At 70.9% G+C, this 15,486-nt stretch carries 16 protein-coding genes; 10 read left to right on the top strand and 6 right to left on the bottom strand.

Features of this window, described 5'->3' with window-relative positions; translation table 11 throughout:
• Window positions 1-3: 3 nt before the first annotated feature.
• From ABFX50_RS16400 to ABFX50_RS16370, 7 genes are read left to right on the top strand one after another with little or no spacing between them, the layout of a single operon-like run.
• Window positions 4-831 carry an ABC transporter permease gene (locus ABFX50_RS16400; protein WP_346147265.1) on the top strand — a complete coding sequence of 276 codons (828 nt, stop codon included), beginning with the start codon at window positions 4-6 and terminating at the stop codon, window positions 829-831.
• Window positions 828-1,610: an ABC transporter permease gene (locus ABFX50_RS16395; RefSeq protein WP_183646741.1), complete on the top strand. Its 783-nt coding sequence runs from the start codon at window positions 828-830 to the stop codon at window positions 1,608-1,610. The genes ABFX50_RS16400 and ABFX50_RS16395 overlap by 4 nt, the downstream gene beginning before the upstream one ends.
• Window positions 1,600-2,682: an ABC transporter ATP-binding protein gene (locus ABFX50_RS16390; RefSeq protein ID WP_346147263.1), complete on the top strand. Its 1,083-nt coding sequence runs from the start codon at window positions 1,600-1,602 to the stop codon at window positions 2,680-2,682. The genes ABFX50_RS16395 and ABFX50_RS16390 overlap by 11 nt, the downstream gene beginning before the upstream one ends.
• Window positions 2,679-4,070 carry an NAD(P)/FAD-dependent oxidoreductase gene (locus ABFX50_RS16385; protein WP_346147261.1) on the top strand — a complete coding sequence of 464 codons (1,392 nt, stop codon included), beginning with the start codon at window positions 2,679-2,681 and terminating at the stop codon, window positions 4,068-4,070. The genes ABFX50_RS16390 and ABFX50_RS16385 overlap by 4 nt, the downstream gene beginning before the upstream one ends.
• Window positions 4,070-4,405, top strand: a complete 336-nt coding sequence (locus tag ABFX50_RS16380; protein WP_346147260.1) for a cupin domain-containing protein — start codon at window positions 4,070-4,072, stop codon at window positions 4,403-4,405. The genes ABFX50_RS16385 and ABFX50_RS16380 overlap by 1 nt, the downstream gene beginning before the upstream one ends.
• A gap of 18 nt (window positions 4,406-4,423) precedes the next feature.
• On the top strand, window positions 4,424-5,044 hold the full coding sequence (locus ABFX50_RS16375) for an alpha-ketoglutarate-dependent dioxygenase AlkB (protein WP_346147258.1): 621 nt from the start codon (window positions 4,424-4,426) through the stop codon (window positions 5,042-5,044).
• Window positions 5,045-5,094: 50 nt separating this feature from the next.
• Window positions 5,095-5,799 carry an HD domain-containing protein gene (locus ABFX50_RS16370; protein WP_346147256.1) on the top strand — a complete coding sequence of 235 codons (705 nt, stop codon included), beginning with the start codon at window positions 5,095-5,097 and terminating at the stop codon, window positions 5,797-5,799.
• A gap of 63 nt (window positions 5,800-5,862) precedes the next feature.
• Here the strand turns inward: ABFX50_RS16370 and ABFX50_RS16365 are convergent, their stop codons facing one another.
• A complete protein-coding gene (locus ABFX50_RS16365) occupies window positions 5,863-6,696 on the bottom strand; it encodes an alpha/beta hydrolase (protein ID WP_346147255.1) in 834 nt (277 codons plus the stop codon).
• 103 nt (window positions 6,697-6,799) lie between these two features.
• Here ABFX50_RS16365 and ABFX50_RS16360 point away from each other — a divergent pair, with 103 nt between their 5' ends.
• The gene (locus ABFX50_RS16360) at window positions 6,800-7,447 is read left to right on the top strand and encodes a TetR/AcrR family transcriptional regulator (RefSeq protein ID WP_346147253.1); all 648 of its coding nucleotides are present in this window, start codon (window positions 6,800-6,802) and stop codon (window positions 7,445-7,447) included.
• Between the two features lie 49 nt (window positions 7,448-7,496).
• On the opposite strand, the gene ABFX50_RS16355 is transcribed toward ABFX50_RS16360, so the two are convergent.
• The 5 genes from ABFX50_RS16355 to ABFX50_RS16335 all read right to left on the bottom strand — a co-directional run bounded on the left by ABFX50_RS16355 (window position 7,497) and on the right by ABFX50_RS16335 (window position 12,669).
• Window positions 7,497-7,775, bottom strand: a complete 279-nt coding sequence (locus ABFX50_RS16355) for a DUF4031 domain-containing protein (protein ID WP_346116879.1) — start codon at window positions 7,773-7,775, stop codon at window positions 7,497-7,499.
• 45 nt (window positions 7,776-7,820) lie between these two features.
• A complete protein-coding gene (locus ABFX50_RS16350; RefSeq protein WP_346147251.1) occupies window positions 7,821-9,701 on the bottom strand; it encodes a glycoside hydrolase family 127 protein in 1,881 nt (626 codons plus the stop codon).
• Window positions 9,694-10,461, bottom strand: coding sequence for a carbohydrate ABC transporter permease (locus ABFX50_RS16345; protein ID WP_183646717.1), 768 nt, complete (start codon window positions 10,459-10,461; stop codon window positions 9,694-9,696). The genes ABFX50_RS16350 and ABFX50_RS16345 overlap by 8 nt, the downstream gene beginning before the upstream one ends.
• 81 nt (window positions 10,462-10,542) lie before the next feature.
• A complete protein-coding gene (locus ABFX50_RS16340) occupies window positions 10,543-11,412 on the bottom strand; it encodes a carbohydrate ABC transporter permease (protein ID WP_346147249.1) in 870 nt (289 codons plus the stop codon).
• 9 nt (window positions 11,413-11,421) lie between these two features.
• Window positions 11,422-12,669 carry an ABC transporter substrate-binding protein gene (locus ABFX50_RS16335; RefSeq protein WP_346147247.1) on the bottom strand — a complete coding sequence of 416 codons (1,248 nt, stop codon included), beginning with the start codon at window positions 12,667-12,669 and terminating at the stop codon, window positions 11,422-11,424.
• 101 nt (window positions 12,670-12,770) lie between these two features.
• Between ABFX50_RS16335 and ABFX50_RS16330 the strand changes: the two genes are divergently transcribed.
• Together ABFX50_RS16330 and ABFX50_RS16325 are read left to right on the top strand one after the other, a co-directional pair.
• On the top strand, window positions 12,771-13,778 hold the full coding sequence (locus tag ABFX50_RS16330) for a LacI family DNA-binding transcriptional regulator (RefSeq protein WP_346147245.1): 1,008 nt from the start codon (window positions 12,771-12,773) through the stop codon (window positions 13,776-13,778).
• A 378-nt stretch (window positions 13,779-14,156) separates the two neighbouring features.
• Complete coding sequence (locus tag ABFX50_RS16325; RefSeq protein ID WP_346147589.1) at window positions 14,157-15,134, top strand: LacI family DNA-binding transcriptional regulator; 978 nt, start codon at window positions 14,157-14,159, stop codon at window positions 15,132-15,134.
• Window positions 15,135-15,486 lie beyond the last annotated feature (352 nt).

The following is a 15,486-nucleotide window of genomic DNA, read 5'->3' as shown; positions in this document are numbered from 1 at the left end:
GCCGTGAAAGAGAGAACGGCGGGGCCCGCGCTCCTGATCCTGCCCGCGCTGATCGCGCTCGGCGTCTTCTTCCTCTACCCCCTGCTGTCCATGCTGGTCAGCGCGTTCACCGACCCGGAGCCAGGGCTGGGCAACTTCGCCTGGTTCTTCGGCGAACAGGCCAACATGCAGGTGCTCGGCCGCACGTTCAGCACCGCCTTCTGGGTGACGCTGGTCGCGCTGGCGCTGTCCTACCCCTACGCCTACGCGATGACCATCGCGGGGCCCAGGGCCAGGGCGGTCCTCACCCTGCTGGTGCTGGTGCCGTTCTGGACCAGCCTCATGGTGCGCACCTTCGCCTGGGTGATCCTGCTCCAGGACACCGGCGTGATCAACAAGGCGCTGGGCGCGATCGGGATGGGGCCCTTCAGCCTCATCCGCACCCAGACCGGCGTGGTCATCGGCATGGTGCAACTGCTGATGCCGTTCATGGTGCTGCCGCTGTACGCGGTGATGAGCGGCATCGACAGGCGGCTGCTGCCGGCCGCGACCAGCCTGGGCGCGCACCCGGTCAAGGCGTTCCTGCAGGTGTACGTGCCGCAGTCGTTGCCAGGCGTCTCCGCGGGCTGCCTGACGGTGTTCATCAGCGCGCTCGGCTTCTACGTCACCCCCGCGCTGCTGGGCTCGCCGACCGACGCGCTGATCTCCCAGCAGATCTTCACGCAGGTGAACGGCCTGCTCAAGTGGGGCAGGGGAGGGGCGATGGGCGTGGTCCTGCTGGGCCTGACACTCGCCATGATCGCGTTGCTGGCCGTGACGCTGCGCCGTACGGGAAGGAAGGTGACCGGATGAGGGCCCGCGGCCTGCTCTGGGCCTTCTGCACCCTGATCGGCGTGTGGCTGGTCGCACCGGCGCTGATCGTGGTGCCGCTGAGCTTCACCGACAAGCCGTCGCTGAAGTTCCCTCCCGACGGCTACTCCACCCGGTGGTACGCCAACTTCTTCGGCGACCCCGCCTGGATGTCGGCGCTCGGCACCTCGGTGCAGGTGGCGCTGCTGGTCACGGTCGTGGCCACCGTCCTCGGGACGGCCGCGGCGCTCGGCCTGACCAGGGCGAAGATCAGGGGCCTGGCGCTGGCCCAGGGCTCCATGCTGGCGCCGATGATCGTGCCGGGTGTCGTGCTCGCCATCGGCACCTACGCGGTCTTCCTCAAGCTCCAGCTCGTCGGCACGCTGGCCGGGTTCGTGATGGCGCACACCGTGCTCGCCCTGCCTTTCGTGATCATCCCGGTCACGGCGTCGCTGCGCGGCTTCGACAGGCGGCTCGAGGACGCCGCGGCCAGCCTCGGGGCGAGCAGGTGGACCGCCTTCCGCAGCGTGACGCTGCCACTGGTGGCCCCCGGCGTCGCCTCGGGCGCCCTGTTCGCCTTCGTGACCAGCTTCGACGAGGTGGTCGTCTCGCTGTTCATCCAGAGCCCCTACCTCCAGACGCTGCCGGTGAAGATGTACGCCAGCGTCACCCGCGAGACCGATCCCACCATCGCCGCAGCGGCCACGATGATCATCGTGCTCACCACGACGCTCGTCCTGGTCGCCACCTTCTTCGTCGCCAGGAGGACCCGTGCCAAGTAGCATCCAGCTCACCGGCCTCACCAAGACCTACGCCGACTTCGTCGCCGTCGACGACGTGTCGCTGGCGATCGAGCCCGGCGAGTTCATGACCCTGCTCGGGCCGAGCGGCTCGGGCAAGACCACGACGCTCAACATCATCGCCGGGTTCGTCAGGCAGACCAGCGGCGAGCTGACCGTCGACGGCGCCTCCATCGGCGCCACCCCTCCGCACAAGCGCGACATGGGCATGGTCTTCCAGCACTACGCCCTGTTCCCGCACATGACGGTCGCCGAGAACATCGCCTACCCGCTCAAGCAGCGCAAGGTGCCGAAGGCCAGGCGCGCCGAGCTGGTGGCGGCGGCGATGGAGACCGTCCACCTCGGCGACTTCGGTCACCGCTACCCGCGCGAGCTGTCAGGAGGCCAGCAGCAGCGCGTCGCGGTCGCCCGCGCGATCGTCTACAACCCGCGCGTCCTGCTGATGGACGAGCCGCTCGGCGCCCTGGACAAGAAGCTGCGCGACTGGCTCCAGCTGGAGATCAAGCGCATCCACGCCGAGCTCGGCACCACCTTCGTCTACGTCACCCACGACCAGGACGAGGCGCTGGTGCTCTCCGACAGGATCGCGGTGTTCAACAAGGGCCGCATCGAGCAGGTCGGCCCCGCCGCCGAGCTCTACGAGCGGCCCAGGACGCTGTTCGTGGCCAAGTTCCTCGGCGAGTCGACCGTCCTGCGCGGCACCGTCGACGGCCAGGGCCTCGGCGCCTGCGCCCGGCTGCTGCGGGTGCCAGGCTCGATCGAGGGCAGGGACGGCGCGCTCGTCGTGCGGCCCGAGCGGCTGGCCGTGCGCAAGCAGGGTCACGAGGCCGAGTCCGGCTGGAACGCCCTGCCCGCCACGGTCACCGGCGAGATCTACCTGGGCTCCAGCCGCAAGCTGGAGCTGAAACTGCCGGACGGCTCGCCCGCCCTGGCCCGCGAGCAGGCCGGCGGCCTGAGCGAGGCTCGCGTGGGCGACGAGGTGACGCTGACCTGGCGCGTCGCCGACTCCGTCCTCCTACCCGACGAAAGCGACGCGGAGGCTGTGCTCACGTGAACCTCACCAAGGACTTCGCCAACGGAGGAGTCTCCTTCTGGTACCGCCAGATCGGCATCCCCGAGCGCAGGGCGGCGCTGCCCGGCTCGCGCGACTACGACGTGGCGATCGTCGGCGGCGGCTACACCGGCCTCTGGACCGCCTACTACCTCAAGAAGGCGCAGCCCGACCTGCGGATCGCCATCCTGGAGAAGGAGTTCGCCGGGTTCGGCGCCTCAGGGCGCAACGGCGGCTGGCTGTCGGCCGAGTTCGCCGGCTCACGCGAACGGCACGCCAAGGCGCGCGGCCGCCAGTCGATGATCGACCTGCAGCACGCGATGTTCGCCTCCGTCGACGAGGTCATCCGCGTCGCCGACGCCGAGGGCATCGACGCCGACATCCACAAGGGCGGTCTCATCCACACCGCCACCAACCCGGCCCAGCGCCGCCGCCTGCACGAGGAGCTCGACGAGCTGCGCGCGTGGGGCTACGGCGAGCAGGACCTGCGCCTGCTCGAACGCGACGAGCGCGAGGAGCGGCTGCGCGTCGCGGGAGCGCTCGACGCCACCTACAGCCCCCACTGCGCCAGGATCCAGCCGGCCAAGCTGGCCGTCGGGCTGGCAGGCGTCGTCGCCGGGCTCGGCGTCGACATCTTCGAGGGCACCACCGTCACCCAGATCAAGCCACGCGAGGCGATCACCGACAGAGGTGTGGTCAGGGCCGAGTACATCATCAGGGCCACCGAGGGCTTCACCGCGGGCATCGAGGGACAGCGCCGCCAGTGGCTGCCGATGAACAGCTCGATGATCGTCACCGAGCCGCTGCCCGCCGACGTGTGGAAGCACCTGGGCTGGGAGGGGCGCGAGCTGCTCGGCGACGAGGCGCACGCCTACATCTACGCCCAGCGCACCTCCGACGACCGCATCGCCATCGGCGGGCGCGGCGTGCCGTACCGCTACGGCTCGCGCACCGACGACCGCGGCGCCACGCAGAAGTGGACCGTCGAGTCGCTGTGGCGGATGCTGGTCAAGCTCTTCCCCGCCGCGGCCGACGCGCGCATCCAGCACTCCTGGTGCGGCGTGCTCGGCGTGCCGCGCGACTGGTGCTCCACGGTCCACCTGGACCACTCCACAGGGCTCGGCTGGGCCGGCGGCTACGTCGGCAGCGGCGTGACCACCACCAACCTGGCCGGGCGCACGCTGCGCGACCTGGTGCTGCGGCGCGACACCGAGCTCACGGGGCTGCCGTGGGTGGGCCGTCAGGTGCGGCAGTGGGAGCCCGAGCCGCTGCGCTACGCGGGAGTACAGCTCATCTACACCCTGTTCAGGGCCGCCGACCGGCGGGAGAACGACAGAGGAACCTCCACCTCGGGCTACGCCCGGCTGGCCAACCTGATCGCGGGTCGCTGATGACGTACCTGGACGACGCCTACACCGTGGCGATGCCGCCCGCCGTGGCCAAGCCCACCAGCCTCACGGGGCAGCGCGAGTCGACGCTCGAACTGTGGCGCGCGGGCGGCGCGGAGACGGGCGTGTGGGAGTGCGAACCCGGCACCTTCACCGCCGTGCGCGACGGATTCCACGAGATCTGCCAGATCCTGAGCGGCAGCGCCACCCTCACCACCGCGGACGGGCAGGTGACCGAGCTGGGCCCCGGATCGACCGTGGTGCTGCCGGACGGCTGGCAGGGCACGTGGGTGGTGCACGAGAAGCTGCGCAAGATCTATGTGACAATCGAACATTAGTTCATTTATCCTGGACGCATGCTGTTCCAGGGTTCACTGCTCGACCTGGGCGCCGAGGAGGGGCCGGGGCCCCTCACGGTCAAGCGCGTCCAGCTCGGCCGCGGCGCCTGGATCGATGTCCTGCCGGGCTGGATCGGCGGGGCCGACGCCCTGCTCGAACGGCTCGTCACCGGCGTGCGGTGGCGGGCCGAGCGGCGGCACATGTACGACAAGGTCGTCGACGTGCCGAGGCTGCTCGCCTTCTACGAGGAGGGGCAGGCGCTGCCCGATCCGGTGCTGGAGGAGGCGCGGGCGGCGCTCGACGCGCACTACGGCGCCGAGCTCGGCGAGCCGTTCGCCACGGCGGGGTTGTGCTTCTACCGCGACGGGCGCGACAGCGTCGCCTGGCACGGCGACACGATCGGGCGCGGCAGCACCGAGGACACGATGGTCGCCATCGTCTCGGTCGGCGCGCCCCGCGCGCTGCTCCTGCGCCCTCGCGGGGGCGGTGGCGCGACGGTGCGCCACGACCTCGGCCACGGCGACCTCATCGTGATGGGCGGCAGCTGCCAGCGCACGTGGGAGCACGCCATCCCCAAGACGGCCAAGCCGGTGGGGCCCAGGATCAGCATCCAGTACCGCCCGCGCGGCGTGCGCTGACCCCTTCGCCCCTTTCCCTGTGGCGAGGCGCGGTCAGTAGGCTCCAGGGGGTGGAGACTCTCCTCGAAGGATGGACGGCGCTGGCCGGGCGGTCGAGGGCGGCGACGGCCGTGGGCGCCGAGCTGGTCGCCCGCTGGTCCGAACCGCACCGCCGCTACCACACCCTTGACCACCTGTGGGCCGTCCTGGCCGCGATCGAGCCGCTGTCGCCGGTCGCCGACGACGCCGACGCCGTACGGCTGGCCGCCTGGTTCCACGACGCGATCTACGACGGCAGGCCCGCATGGGACGAGGAGCGCAGCGCCCAGCTCGCCCAGGCCCTGCTGCCGAGGTGCGGGGTGGCGGAGGGCAGGGTCGCCGAGGTGGCCAGGCTCGTGCGCCTCACCGCCACCCACGACCCCGGCTACGACCCCGCGGGGGCGGGCGACGCCAACGGGGCCGTCCTGTGCGACGCCGACCTGGCGGTGCTGGCGGGGGAGCACTACGACGCCTACGCGCGGGCGGTGCGCGAGGAGTACCGCCACGTTCCCGACGAGCTCTTCAGGGCGGGCAGGGCCCAGGTGCTGCGACGCCTGCTCGGCGCGCCCCGCCTCTATCGGACCGCCCGGGCCCACGACCTGTGGGAGGCGCGCGCCAGGGCCAACGTGAGCGCCGAACTGCGCCTCCTCGATGGCGTGGGAGCGGTCGGGGGTGGCTTCACGTCGCCCGCGGCGGCCCGGACCGGGCGCGATCAGGCGGAACAGCGGCTCACGTGAGGTGACCGGCTCGGCGCCCAGGGCGACGGCGCGCCGGTGGTCTTGACGGCGGCCGGTCGCCGTTCAGCTCGTGCGCAGGAGCGCGCGCAGCGGGGGGAGGAAGGGCTCGGGGCCGTCCGCGAAGCCGGTGTGGTCGCCGGGGAACATCACGGGCTCGATGCCGAGCGCCGAGGCCAGCGCCCTGGAGGTGCGGTCGCACTCCTGCCCGGCCGAGTCCTCCCCGATGCCGACCACGATGCGGGTCGTGGTCGCGCGGAGGGCGTCCAGGTCGGGCCGCCAGTGGGTGGTCGCGCGCAGCTCGTGCGCGAACCAGCGACGCTCGTCCGCGACCTGCTGCGGGTCGCGCTCCCCGCCGAACATGTGCTCGATCGCGCCCTCGGGCAGGTCGATGTCGGCATGGGCCATGAACTTCGTCCAGGCCCCGACGACGTCACCGGACAGATAGGTGGCGATGACGTCGTCGGTCTGGGCGTGGATCAGGTCGCGGTCGTCGAGCAGCTCGACCACCGGCGGCTCGTGGGCGATGACGGTGCGGACCTGGTCAGGACGGCTCTGGGCGAGCGCCAGCGCGGTGACGGCGCCCCCGCTGGAACCGAAGACGACGGCAGGACCGGCGTCCAGGTGGGCCAGCAGGCGGGACAGGTCGTCGGCACGCAGCTCCGGCGTGGAGTCCTGGCTCGGGTCGTCGAGCGGGCTGCGGTTGATGCCGCGAGGATCAGTGGTGAGCACGGTGTGGTCGGTGGCGAGCAGCTCGGCCAACGGCGCGAAGGACGTGGCGTCCATCGGCGCGCCGACGAGCGCCACGAGGGGGCCATGGCCGCGCACCTCGTAGTGCAGGCGGGCTCCGGGCACTCGCAGATGCCGTCCAGGGGTGGTGACGGTCGAGGGGGAGATCATCGGGTCCTCCGGTCAAGGCGTTGCCAGCTCCAACGAACTTAACTGTACGGTACAGGACAGTTGCCCTGTACTCAATAGTTAAGTTCTGGGTAGGATGGCGGCCGTGGCCAGAGACACCAGCAGATCGCCCGCCCCGTCGGGCAAGCGCGCCGAACGCAACAGGCAGGCCATCGTGGCCGCCGCCCGCGACATGTTCGTCCGTGACGGGTTCGACACCAACATGGACGTGATCGCCGCCGCGGCGGGCGTGTCCAAGGTGACCGTCTACAACCATTTCCGCAGCAAGGAAGAGCTGTTCACGGAGGTCATCGGGCAGGCCATGGACGAGGCGCACGCGACACTGGCCGAGGTCCGCGCCCATCTCGTCGACACCGGGGACGCGCGCGAGGCCCTCACGCGCACCGCGCGCGCCATGGTGGAGGCGGCCACCGATCCCTCGAGGCTGGCGCTGCGCAACCTCGTCACGAGCGAACTGCGCCGCTTCCCCGAGCTCGGCCAGTCCTACCAGCAGCGCGGGCCGGGCCGGTCCGCCGCCGCCCTCGGCGAGGTCTTCGGCGACCTGTGCGCGCGCGGCCAGCTGGCCATCGCCGACATGGAGGTCGCCGTCATCCAGTTCTTCGGCCTGACCGTCTACCCCCATCTGATCGTGAGCTCCATCGGCGCGACCCTTGGCCAGGATCTCACCGACCGCCTCATCGCCGACGGAGTGGACACCTTCCTCAGCCGCCACCAGCCCCGACCGCCAGGCTGAGGTGACGGCCGCACGACCCGTGACCCCGCGCCTCCTCGGAGGCGCGGGGTCAGTCAGAGGCGGGTTCGCGACGCCTGCGGCGGCGCAGACCGGCCGCGATCAGGCGCGACAGCAGCTCGCGCGAGCTGACCGGCTCGGCGCCCAGGGCGACGGCGCGCTGGTGGACGGTCTCGGGCACGTCGTAGTGGTCCCTGTCGAAGGCCCTCTCCGGCACCCCGAGCAGGGCCGCGAACGCGTGCAGCTCCTCGAGGGAGGTGTCGCTGACCAGATGGGACCACAGCAGGCCCCTGGGCCCAGGCCAGTTGGGCGGATCGATCAGCACGCTCACGGCGTCCAGCGTAGAACCATCCGCGACCGGCAGGGCCCTGGCCCCCTAACCGGCCGTGGGCAGCCAGACGCGCATGGTGGCGGGGCCCGCGTTGCCCCACCGGTGGTACGGCACCAGCCGCAGGCTCGTACCGGTGGTCGCGGGCCGCGCAGGTAGCGAGCTGTAGGGCCAGCCCGCGCTCTCCTCCTCCCCGAGCAGGGCCTCGACCTCCAGCTCGACCACGCCCGAAGGACCGGCGTGCTCGACCGGGGGAGTGAGGCGGGCCGAGAGGCCGGCCAGCGGCGGCTCGTCGGCGACGGACTCGGCGCAGTAGACCAGCGGGCCCCGCTCCACGGCGGCGGTGCCGCGCAGCGCGTCCACCCTGCGGTCGGGGAAGGTCCACCGGGGGGCCATCGGCAGGTCGAGCGTGACGACGTCGCCTGCCCGCCACTCGCCCTCGACGGCCGCGTATCCCGGCGCCGCGTCCCTGACGATCCGCGTCCGCGCGGCCGCCTCGTCGCGGGCGCCTGCAGGGAAGGGCGCCTCCCTCCGCGCGAGGTCGGCTGCCTGAGCGGGGCCGTACCCGACGGTCGCCCCCTCCGCCCACGCCGGCACCCGCAGGGAGAGCCGCCCGCGCCCGTCGGCCAGCATCCGCACCGCCACCCCGCCGGACCAGGGGTAGCCGGTCTCGACCGCCACGCGCATGCCCGCGCCCTCGATCACCGCAGGAGTGTGGTGGTGGATCCGCAGCCCTGAAGGGTCGGCGGCGGCGAGGTAGGAGCCCAGAGAGGCGAAGGTGCGGGCGATGTTGCTCGGGCAGCACGACACCGCGAACCACGGCGAGCGCAGCCCGCCGCTGTGCCCCAGATTGATCCCGTCGGACGGCTCGGCAGGCACCCGCACCTGCAGCGGGTTGGAGTAGAAGAACGACCGCCCGTCCAGCGCCACCCCCGTCGCCAGGACGTTGAACAGGGTCCGCTCGGCCAGGTCGGCGTAGACCACCTCGCCCGTGGCCAGCAGCAGCCGGTGCGACAGCATGATCGAGGCGATCCCCGCGCAGGTCTCGGCGTAGGCGCGGTCGGGCGGCAGCTCGAAGTCCTCGCCGAACCCCTCGTCCGCGTGGCGCGAGCCCATCCCGCCCGTCAGATGGGTACGGCGCGCCACCGCCCGCTCCCACTGCGACCGCACCGCCTCCAGCAGCTGGTCGTCGCCGGTCTCCACCGCGACGTCGACCGCGCCGCAGGCCAGGTAGAGCGCCCGTACGGCATGCCCGCGCAGCGTCGTCGCCTGCCGTACGGGGAGGTCGTCCTGGAAGTAGGCGGCGCCCAGGTGGATCGGGCCGAGCGCGGGCAGCCCGCGCCGCTCCAGCAGGCGGCGGGCCAGCTCCAGGTAGCGCTCGACCCCGGTCGCCCGGTAGAGCTCGACCATGGCCATCTCCAGCTCGGGGTGCCCGCAGGTCTCCGTGCCGTCCATGAAGCGGCGGCACACGTGGTCGGCGGCCTTGCGCACGGCCTCGGTGAAGGCGTCCTGGCCGTGCGTGCGCAGCCTGGCCACCCCCGCCTGGATCAGGTGGCCGTAGCAGTAGAGCTCGTGGCCCCACTCGAAGTCGGTGTAGCGGCTGCCGCTCCACCTGGTGTTGAGGTAGCCGTCGCCCTCCTGCGCCTTGACCACGGTGAGCGCGAGCTCGGCGAAATCCGGATGATCGGCCCAGGCCATCGCCTCGAGCAGCTTGTAGATCTCCGAGTCGCTGAACTCCCTGCCGCGCCTGGGCAGCTCGCCGCGGAAGTTGCCGATCCAGCCTTCGCGCTCCATCCACTCATGGGCGTGCGCGATCGTGACCTCTCTGTTCAGCGCCACGCGGTCGCCCCAGAAACCGGGCGCGAGCCTGACCGCGTCGAGCCCGAGGGGAGACAGCGCGCCGGAGGAGGGCAGGACGGGGTTAGCCACGCAGAGCTCCTGACATGAATCCGCGCACGTAGTGGCGCTGGAGGAGGACGAAGAGGATCAGGCAGGGCAGCGCCATGACCATGACGCCCGCCTGCAACACGCCGTAGTCGATGGCGCCGAAGGTCTGCTGCGTCATGCTGACCACGGCGACCGGCAGGGTGAAGGACGCGCCGTCGTTGAGCAGGATGAGCGGCGCGAAGAAGTCGTTCCACGAGGCGAGGAAGGCGAACAGGCCGACCGTGACCAGCGCCGGCCGTACGGCGGGCAGCAGGACGCGCAGGAAGGCCAGGAAGGTGCCGCAGCCGTCGACCATCGCCGCCTCCTCCAGCTCACGCGGCACCGCCTCGAAGGCGTTGCGCATCATGAACAGGGCGAAGGGCAGCTGGAACATCACGAACACCAGCGAGAGCCCGACCAGGGAGTTCTGCAGGCCGAGGTAGCCGAGCAGGACGTACAGCGGGATGAGGATGGTGGCGTAGGGAACCATGAGGATCGCCAGCGTGGCCAGGAACAGCAGGTTCTTGCCCGGGAAGTCGAACCGGGCGAAGGCGTAGCCGCCGAGAGCCGCGACGACGAGCGTGCCCGCCACCGTCATGGCCGAGACCAGCACGCTGTTGGTGGCGTAGGTGCCGACGCCCTCGCCGAAACGGGCCATCTCCAGGTAGTTCGACGGGTCTTCGAAGGAGGCCCAGCCGCTCCACACCAGCGGGAAGAGGAACAGCACGGCCAGGGCCGACAGGGTGGTGTAACGCCGCGTCATCGGTCGTTCACCTCTCCTCACTCTCTGCGCGGGCCGCTCGTCCCTCGGGGACCGCTCCGCTCGCCGCGTCGGGTTCTCTCCTCATCGCAGTCTCCGCATCATCAGCGCGTTCAGGCCGACCAGCGCCACCAGCAGCACCACCGACAGCGCCGCCGCGCCGCCGAGGTCGAAGCGGAAGAACGCCTCGCGGTAGATGACCATGACCATCGAGACGGTGCTGTTGTCGGGGCCGCCGTTGGTGAAGACGAAGAACTGGTCGAAGGCCAGCAGCGAGCCCGTGACGCTGAGGATCAGCATCAACGCCAGCGTCGGGCGCAGCAGCGGCAGGGTGATCCTGGTGAAGATCTGCCAGCGCCCTGCGCCGTCGCTCCTGGCCGCCTCGTAGACCTCGACGGGGATCGCCTGGAGCCCCGTCAGCAGGATGAGCATGTTGAACCCCGCGAACCGCCACACCACGAGCGCGATCGTCGAGAACAGCGCCATGTCGGGGGTGCCGATCCACTTGACCGGCTCGTCGATGAGGCCGACGGCCCGCAGGGTAGGGTCGATGGGTCCGAAGTCGTTGTTCAGCAGGCCGTAGAACAGCAGCGCGGCGGCCGCGAAGCCCACCGCGCCCGGCAGGAAGAACGCGGTCCTGAAGAAGGTGATCCCCGGCCTGCGCTCCTGCACCAGCAGGGCCAGGCCGAGGGCGACCAGCGAGAGCAGGACCGTGGTGATCACGGTGTACTTCAGCGTGAAGAGCACCGCGTCGAGGAAGAGCGGATTGTCGGCGATCTTGAGGTAGTTGGCAGGGGCGTTGAACGTGGCGCCGCCGAGCAGCGGCCAGCGGTGCAGTGACATCCACACCACCAGCACCAGCGGGGCGAGGAACAGCACGCCGACGATCAGGGCGGTGGGCGCGGCGTAGACCCAGCCCATCGCCCGCCTGGAGCGGGCGGCGGTCAGTCGCACGGGTCTCTCCTACTGCTGCAACGAGGCGGTGACCTCGGCGTTGAGCCGCGCCACCTTGGTGGTGTCGCCGAACATCGCCTCACGGGCCAGCCGCAGCCACGGGCCCTGCGGGTCGTTGAACGTCTGGCCGAAACGCGGCGCGTACGGCGTCTGCCCCTTGGCGACCAGCGAGTTGATCAAAACCACCCTGGGGTCCTTGGCGGAGTGGGCGTTGGCGGCCAGGTCGGTCCTGGCCAGCACGTCCTTGTTCTTGGCCATGACCTCGACCTGTGCCTCGTCCGAGACGGTCCACGACAGGAACTCCCACGCCGCGTCGGCGTGCTCGGTGGTGGAGGAGATCCCGACCGAGTCCCCGCCGACGAACGTCGACTCGCCCCCTGAGGGGCCCGCGATCGGGGCGACCCCGATCTTCAGGTCGGCGGGCATCAGACCGAGCGTGGTCGAGGGCATCGGCATGACGCCGATCTCGCCCTTGGCGAAGTAGCCGGTCCAGGTCGGTCCCTGCTCCTCCTTGGCCGTCGGCCCTGTCACGCCCTTGTCGTAGAGCCCGCGCCAGATGGCGAAGACCTCGCTCATCGCCGCCTGGTCGTTGAGGGAGGCGGTGCCCTCGGCGTTCATGACCTGCCCTCCGGCCGCCCAGACCGAGGGCCAGAAGGTGAAGACGTAGCAGCCGCCGCAGTTGCCGCCGAAGAAGGTGCCGTGGACCTTGCCGTCCCCGCCGAGCTTGTCCTGGACGGCCGTGGCGTGCTCGGCGAACTCCTTCAGCGTCTTCGGGCCCTTCTCCGGGTCGAGCCCGGCCTTGGCGTACAGGTCCTTGTTCCAGAACCAGACCGACAGGTCGAGGGTGTGGGGGAGCGTGTACTGGCGGCCGTCCATGGTGCCCAGCTTCATGTGGCTCGGCGCCAGACCCGCCTTGTACGGCAGGGCGTTGATCCGGTCGGTGATGTCCAGGAAGAGGCCCTGCGAGGTGTAGTTCGGAACGAAGATCACGTCTGCGGCGAAGACGTCGGGAAGCTGCTTGGCCCCGGCCGCCGCCGCGATCCGTGGCTGGTAGTTGTCGGTCGGGATGACGGTCAGCTTCACCTGGTTCTTGTGGCCGGCGTTGTAGGCCTTCACCAGGCGCTCGCTCTGCGCCTGGGTCGCGGCCCTGGTCCACATCGTGATCGTGACGGCGCCCTCCTGCGGCGTTTCGCCGCCGCCGCATGCTGTTAGCGTTAACAATGCAGCGAGCGCGATGCCGGTCACCACACGTCTCATGGCTGTCTCTCCTCTGAAACCGTCCCCCGCAGCGAACTAAAAGGTTTTCGGAAACGTAAGAGAAACACCGAGCGGTGTCAATGGCATGTACTGTCTCTGGTGTGCGAAAAGGATTTCGGGCGACCATTACCGATGTGGCCGCCCTGGCGGGCGTCTCGATCGCGACGGCCTCCAAGGCGCTCAACGGACGGCAGGACGTGCGCGACTCCACCCGCCAGAGGGTCCTGGAGGCCGCGCGGGAGCTCGCCTTCCAGCCCAACGAACTGGCCAGAGGGCTGCTGTCCGGTCAGACCCGCACCGTGGGGCTGCTCACCTCCGACAGCGCGGGCAGGTTCGGCATCCCCGTGCTCCTCGGCGCCGAGGACGCCTTCGGCGCGGGCGAGATGGCGGTGCTGCTCTGCGACGCCAGGGGCGACGCCATCAGGGAGCAGCACCATCTGAGGGCGTTGCTCTCGCGCAGGATCGACGGGCTGATCGTGGTCGGCGAGAGCACCGACCCCCGGCCGTCGGTGAGCAGCGACGTCCCGGTGCCGGTGGTCTACGCCTACGGCCCCTCGGAGGATCCCGCCGACGTCTCCTTCGTCCCCGACGACGTGGGCGGGGCGGCCATGGCCGTACGTCATCTGCTGGCCATGGGACGGCGGCGCGTCGCGCACGTCACGGGCCCCGCGCACTACAAGGCCTCCAGGGACCGCGAGGAGGGGCTGCGCCTGGCCCTGGCCGAGGCAGGGGTGGCGCAGACGGGACAGACGCTGTGCGGGCCATGGTCGCAGCGGTGGGGGCGGCATGCCGCCGAGATGCTGCTGATGGCCGAGCCCGAGATCGACGCGGTGTTCTGCGGGAGCGACCAGATCGCGGCAGGTTTCGTGGAGATCGCCCGCGAGCGCGGACGGCGGGTGCCTGACGACCTCGCGGTGGTGGGCTACGACAATTGGGAGGTGCTGTCGACCGAGACGCGACCCGCGCTGACCACGGTGGACATGAACCTCGAGATGCTCGGCAGGACCGCGGCCCAGCACCTGTTCGCCGCCATCGACGGCAGGGCCACGCCCGGTGTCCACCGGATGCCGTGCGAGCTGGTCATCCGCGACTCCACGGGCAGGTCGTGACAGCTCCCGCCTTCCGGTTCTCCCGATCGTTGTTCCGCGAGGCGTGTGTGCGCGGGGAGGGCCGGGGGCGGCGTCGTTCCGCGGCTCCGCTGCTTCCGCGCTCGGCCGCATGGCGTCTGAGCGGTCTTCCCTTCCTCGTGGCAGTCACCTCCACCATGTGGTTCCACGCTCTGACACCGGCGCCGGGGGCCGTCCTGGGCGGGCCACCAGTTAACGAGGCGGGCGGGTCGGCCGTCAAGGGGCGTTAACAGCAGGTTTCGTGTGACCGGACCGTAATCGTGCAGACCCTTGACGCTCCCTAGTGTTAGCGCTCACAGTCTTGCCCAGACAAGAAAGGAGCAAGCCGTGGGAGCGACCGATGCGCGCCGACCGCCAGTCATGGCCGATGTGGCCAAGGAGGCGGGCGTGTCGCACCAGACGGTCTCACGGGTGCTCAACGACCACCCCAACGTGCGCGGAGAGACCCGCGCCAGGGTGCTCGCGGCCATCGGCAAGCTCGGCTACCGCCGCAATCTCGTCGCCCGCGCGCTGGTCACCAAGCACTCGAGAACGCTCGGCGTGGTCAGCTTCGACACCACCCTGTACGGCCCCGCCAGCACGGTCTACGGCATCGAGCAGGCCGCCAGATCGGCCGGATACTTCGTCAGCATCGTCAGCCTCAAATCGATCGACAGGAGAGGGGTGCTCGATGCCCTCGACTACCTCGCCGACCAGGGTGTGGACGGGATCGTCGTGGTCGCGCCCCAGCGCTCGGCCGCCACGGCGCTGACCGACCTGCCGGGCGGCATCCCGACCGTCGCCGTCGAGGGCGGACACGCAGGCGGAGTCCCCGTCGTCTGCGTCGACCAGGTCGAGGGCGGCAGGCTCGCCACCGAGCACCTGCTGTCGCTCGGGCACGAGACGGTCTGGCACGTGCGCGGGCCGTCCGACTGGCTCGAGGCCGAGGGACGGGTGGCCGGATGGCGGGCGGCTCTGGCCGCGGCGGGTCGTGACGGACCCGAACCGCTCGCCGGGGACTGGAGTCCGCGCTCGGGCTACGAGGCCGGGCGCAGCCTGGCGAACATGAAGGACGTCACCGCGGTGTTCGTGGCCAACGACCAGATGGCGTTGGGCGTGCTGCGGGCGTTCACCGAGCGGGGGGTGAGGGTGCCCGACCAGGTGAGCGTCGTCGGTTTCGACGACATCCCCGAGTCGGAGTTCTTCTCCCCGCCGCTCACGACCATCAGACAGGATTTCGACGCGGTCGGCAGGCAGAGCATCGAGGTGCTGCTGCGGCAGATCGGGGGCTCGAGTGAGCGCGAAAGGCTCGTGGTGTCGCCCTCCTTCGTGGCGAGGGCGAGTACGGCGGGGCGGTAGCCGTACCCGGCTTGCCGGGAGGACGGAGACGGTCCGGCCGGGACGCGCTCCCGGCCGGGAGGCGACGACAGGCTACGACCTGACCGGCAGCGCGTGCCGGCCAGAAAACGGTGACACGCACGGCTTGCCGGCAGCGCGAGACGGGCCGGTGCGGTAGGGCCTGGCTTGCAGCGCATGCAGGTCAGGAGGCAACAGCGCAGTACGGCCTGGCCGGCGGCACGGACCGGTCAGGTGCCAACAGCGAAGTGGGACGTGGCCGGTAGCGCAGGGCGAGGCGGCGACGCCGGTGCGGTACAGCCTGGTTGGTAGCGCCGAGACGGGCCGATTGGTGCAGCAGGACCTGATTGGCGGC

This window comes from Nonomuraea recticatena (genome assembly GCF_039533245.1).
Taxonomy (GTDB): domain Bacteria; phylum Actinomycetota; class Actinomycetes; order Streptosporangiales; family Streptosporangiaceae; genus Nonomuraea; species Nonomuraea roseola.
The sequence above is the reverse complement of the archived record's forward strand: the minus strand, read 5'-3'. Positions and strand labels throughout refer to the sequence as shown.

Bases quoted from the DNA above. Each gene is read 5' to 3' on its own strand.
- ABFX50_RS16380 (WP_346147260.1), top strand. From the start codon at position 4,070: ATGACGTACCTGGACGACGCCTACACCGTGGCGATGCCGCCCGCCGTG.
- ABFX50_RS16365 (WP_346147255.1), bottom strand. From the start codon at position 6,696: ATGATCTCCCCCTCGACCGTCACCACCCCTGGACGGCATCTGCGAGTG.
- ABFX50_RS16335 (WP_346147247.1), bottom strand. From the start codon at position 12,669: ATGAGACGTGTGGTGACCGGCATCGCGCTCGCTGCATTGTTAACGCTA.
- ABFX50_RS16345 (WP_183646717.1), bottom strand. From the start codon at position 10,461: ATGACGCGGCGTTACACCACCCTGTCGGCCCTGGCCGTGCTGTTCCTC.
- ABFX50_RS16325 (WP_346147589.1), top strand. From the start codon at position 14,157: ATGGCCGATGTGGCCAAGGAGGCGGGCGTGTCGCACCAGACGGTCTCA.
- ABFX50_RS16375 (WP_346147258.1), top strand. From the start codon at position 4,424: ATGCTGTTCCAGGGTTCACTGCTCGACCTGGGCGCCGAGGAGGGGCCG.
- ABFX50_RS16395 (WP_183646741.1), top strand. From the start codon at position 828: ATGAGGGCCCGCGGCCTGCTCTGGGCCTTCTGCACCCTGATCGGCGTG.